The 3,551-nt window shown below is 77.4% G+C and carries 4 protein-coding genes; 1 reads left to right on the forward strand and 3 read right to left on the reverse strand.

Annotated features, from left to right (window positions below; translation table 11 throughout):
* Both EBM89_RS21595 and EBM89_RS19980 read right to left on the reverse strand, forming a co-directional pair.
* The coding region (locus EBM89_RS21595) for a hypothetical protein (RefSeq protein WP_158609733.1) at positions 1 to 987 on the reverse strand (987 nt) is incomplete at its 3' end.
* Positions 984 to 1,844, reverse strand: a complete 861-nt coding sequence (locus tag EBM89_RS19980) for a glycosyltransferase (protein ID WP_158609734.1) — start codon at positions 1,842 to 1,844, stop codon at positions 984 to 986. The genes EBM89_RS19980 and EBM89_RS21595, both read right to left, overlap by 4 nt.
* A 143-nt stretch (positions 1,845 to 1,987) precedes the next feature.
* On the opposite strand from EBM89_RS19980, the gene lhgD reads away from it, so the two are divergent.
* Complete coding sequence (gene lhgD / locus EBM89_RS19985; RefSeq protein WP_122151331.1) at positions 1,988 to 3,196, forward strand: L-2-hydroxyglutarate dehydrogenase; 1,209 nt, start codon at positions 1,988 to 1,990, stop codon at positions 3,194 to 3,196.
* A gap of 126 nt (positions 3,197 to 3,322) precedes the next feature.
* Here lhgD and EBM89_RS22330 read toward each other — a convergent pair.
* Positions 3,323 to 3,551, reverse strand: a 229-nt coding sequence (locus tag EBM89_RS22330) for a hypothetical protein (RefSeq protein WP_233571881.1), incomplete at its 5' end; no start/stop codon positions are given.

Here is a 3,551-nt window from a genome sequence, read left to right on the forward strand (position 1 = left end):
GGCGACCAGCGCGGCCGCCCCGGCCTCCCCGTCGCCGACGACGACCACGGCGGCCTCGTCGAACAGGTGCGCGGCGCCCCGCGAGTCGTTGGTGACCACCGCGCAGCCCTGGCCGAGCGCGGCGATCAGCGGCCCGCTGACGGCGTGCTGACCGTGCCCGCCCCAGCCGTCGCGGCGCCAGCGCACCACCACCGCCGCGCGGGCGAACGCGGCCCGCACCTCGGCCTCGGGCAGGAACCCGAGGGTCCGCACCCGGTCGGCGGTGCCGTGCGCGGCGGCGGCCTCGCGGACCGCGCGCTCGGTCTCGGCGGAGCAGGCGCCCACGGCCAGGGTCCAGCCCTCGGGCAGGTCCCCGGCGGCGCGGATCAGCGGCAGCACGTCGTCCGCACCCGCGACGTACCCGGGCAGCAGCACCTCGGTGCGGCCGTCCACCGGTGCGTCGGTCACGGTGCCGACGTGCGGGAGGTGCAGGACCTCGCGGTCGAGCCGGTGCGCGGCGGTGAGGGCGCGGGCGCCCGACGGCGACAGGCACAGCACCCGCTCGGCGCGGTGCAGCAGGTCGCGCTCGGCCCGGCGACCCAGGGTCGCGGACAGCGCGGCGGCGACGCGGCGCCCGCCCCGGCGGTCGAGGGTGCGCGTGAAGAACGCACCGCCGGACAGCTCGGGGACGTCGTGCACCATCAGCCACACCCGGCGACCACGGCGGGCGAGCCACCACGCCGCCCAGAACTCGGCCAGCCCCCGCCCGGCCTGCTCAACCACCAGCACCTCGGCCGGGTCCCGGCGGGCCAGGCGGCGGGCGAGCCGCACCGCGAGCACCGCCGACTGCGAGGCGCCCGGGTCGGCCGGCAGCCGGACCACGTCCACCTCGCCGAGCTCGTCCAGCACGGGGCGGAAGGCCTCGGCGTACGCCGCCACGCCGCTCGGGCTCGGAGGCAGCCGCGTGACGTGCACGAGCCGGTCGGGGCGTGCGGTGACGGCGGTCACCGGCGACCCCGCAGCAGGCGGCGCACGCCGTCGCGGACGGACACCCCGGTGCGCTGACCGCCCTCGGCGGCGGCGAGCAGGCGCGCGTCCTTCGCGGGGACGTCGGCGGTGAGGGTCCCGGCGCGCTCGGCCTCGAGCAGCGAGCCGTACAGGTGCCCGAAGGTGTGCAGGGCGGCGACGGCGAACCCGGCGCGGCCGTCGCGCCACGCGCCGCTGTAGACGGTGGAGCGCAGCAGCTCGCGGATCAGCCGGACGGGGTCGTCCAACCGGGTGAAGCGCCCGGGGTTGTTCGCGGCGTACCGGAGCACCTTCTCGGTGGTCTGCTCGACGGACCGGAAGTTCAGGTGCGCGATGGCGGGCACCGACGCGGGGGCGTCGACGCCGCGGCCGTCCAGCACCGGCGGCACGTGGGCGAGAGCGGGTTCGGCGTAGTGCGCGGCGCCCCGGCGCAGCAGGGCGTACTTGGCGCTGCCCTGCAGGGAGTGCTCCAGCATCCGGCCGTAGGCGACGTTGTCGTACCGCACGCGCACGCCCGCCACGTCGGCGGGGCCGTCGAGGACCGGCTGCAGGGCGGCGCGGTAGCCCGCGGGCAGGTGCTCGTCGGCGTCCACGAACAGCACCCAGTCGGACGTCGCGGCGTCGAGCCCGCGCTGGCGGACCTCCTCCACGACGGGGGCGTCCGGGACGGGCACGACGCGGGCGCCGTGCTGCGCGGCGACCGCGGTGGTGTCGTCGGTGGAGCCCATGTCGCAGACCACCACCTCGTCGAAGTCGGCCAGCAGCGGCAGGCAGTCACGCAGCTGGTCGGCCTCGTTGCGGGAGTACACGACGGCACTCACCGTGCTCGGGGGGGTCATGCGGACCACGGTAAGTCGGCACCCCCCGACCGGGGCACCGCCTTCAGGGTGAATTGGGACGAATCCCGACATAGGGGGCATCTCGGGCGGCTAGCCTCGGGGCTGCCGTCCGGCGCTCACCCACACGAACCCGGGAGTCCAGCATGAGCCACGTCCTCGTCGTCGGGGCCGGCATCGTCGGGCTCGCGGTCGCCGCACGCCTCGCCGCACGCGGGGACGAGGTCACCGTCATCGACAAGGAGGACGGGCTCGCGCGGCACCAGACCGGGCGCAACTCCGGGGTCATCCACTCCGGCCTCTACTACCCGCCCGGCAGCCTCAAGGCCACGATGGCCGCCGCCGGGGCCCGGTCCATGGCCGAGTACGCCCGCGCGAAGGGCGTCGCCGTCGACATCTGCGGCAAGCTCGTCGTCGCCACCGACGAGGCCGAGCTGCCCGGGCTGCAGAAGCTCGCCGACCGCGCCGTCGCCAACGGCGTCCCCGCCCGCCGCGTCACCCCCGCCGAGGCCCGCGAGCACGAGCCGCACGTCCGCGCCATCGCCGCGCTGCGCGTCGAGACCACCGGCACCGTCGACTACGCCGGGATCTGCCGGGCGCTCGCCGACGACGTCGAGGCCGCGGGCGGCCGCATCCTGCTCGGCGAGGAGATCGTCGCCGCGCGCACCGTCCCCGGCTCCCCCGGCGCACCCGGACGCGTCGAGGTCCGCACCACCCGCGCCGACCGCGAGGCCGACGCCCTCGTGGTCTGCGGCGGGCTGCACGCCGACCGCATCGCCCGCGCCTGCGGCCTCGACCCCGAGGCCCGCATCGTGCCGTTCCGCGGCGAGTACTTCGAGCTCACCCCCGAGGCCGGGGACCTCGTGCGCGGACTGATCTACCCGGTGCCCGACCCGCGGTTCCCGTTCCTCGGCGTGCACCTCACCCGCGGCGTCGAGGGCCACGTGCACGCCGGCCCCAACGCCGTGCTCGCCCTCGCCCGCGAGGGGTACACCTGGACCGACGTGTCGCCGCGCGACCTCGCGGACTCCCTCGCCTGGCCCGGGCTGTGGCGGCTCGCCGCCCGCAACCTCGTGCCCGGCGCCGCGGAGGTCGGGCGGTCGCTGTCGAAGCAGGCGTTCGCGCGCAGCCTCGCGCGCCTCGTCCCCGGGATCACCGCCGCCGACCTCGTCCCCGCACCCGCCGGGGTCCGCGCGCAGGCGCTGCGCCGCGACGGGGGGCTCGTCGACGACTTCCTCGTGCAGACCACCGACCGGCAGGTGCACGTCCTCAACGCCCCGTCCCCGGCGGCGACGGCCAGCCTGGAGATCGCCGCGCACATCGTCGAGCGCCTCGACGCCACCCTCCCCGCCTGACCCGCTTCCCCCGACCACGCCCTCCCCGGGGCAGAGACCGTCGAACGGTCAGCAGGTGCGGGGTTCAGGTCCCGCACACCCACACCTGGTGACCGTTCGACGAATCGGAGGCGGGGGCGGGGGCGGTCAGGCGTCGCGCGGGGTCGCGGCAGTCGGTTGCGCGGGGAGGCGGACCGGGGGCGGGGTCTCGACGCGGCCGAACGCGAAGCCCACGCCGAACCCGACCTCCCAGCACCACGCGCCGAGCTCGCCCAGGGAGCGCACGTGCGCCAGCCCGCCGAGCGTGCGACCCGCGCGGCGCAGGGCCCGGGCCGCGCCGGGGCGATGCGCACGACCCCCGGCGACCCGGTCGACC

The organism is Cellulomonas triticagri (genome assembly GCF_003696205.1).
GTDB classification, from domain to species: domain Bacteria; phylum Actinomycetota; class Actinomycetes; order Actinomycetales; family Cellulomonadaceae; genus Cellulomonas; species Cellulomonas triticagri.

What these genes read in the sequence shown, in the direction of transcription:
- lhgD (WP_122151331.1), top strand. Translation starts at nt 1,988, where the DNA reads ATGAGCCACGTCCTCGTCGTCGGGGCCGGCATCGTCGGGCTCGCGGTC.
- EBM89_RS19980 (WP_158609734.1), bottom strand. Translation starts at nt 1,844, where the DNA reads ATGACCCCCCCGAGCACGGTGAGTGCCGTCGTGTACTCCCGCAACGAG.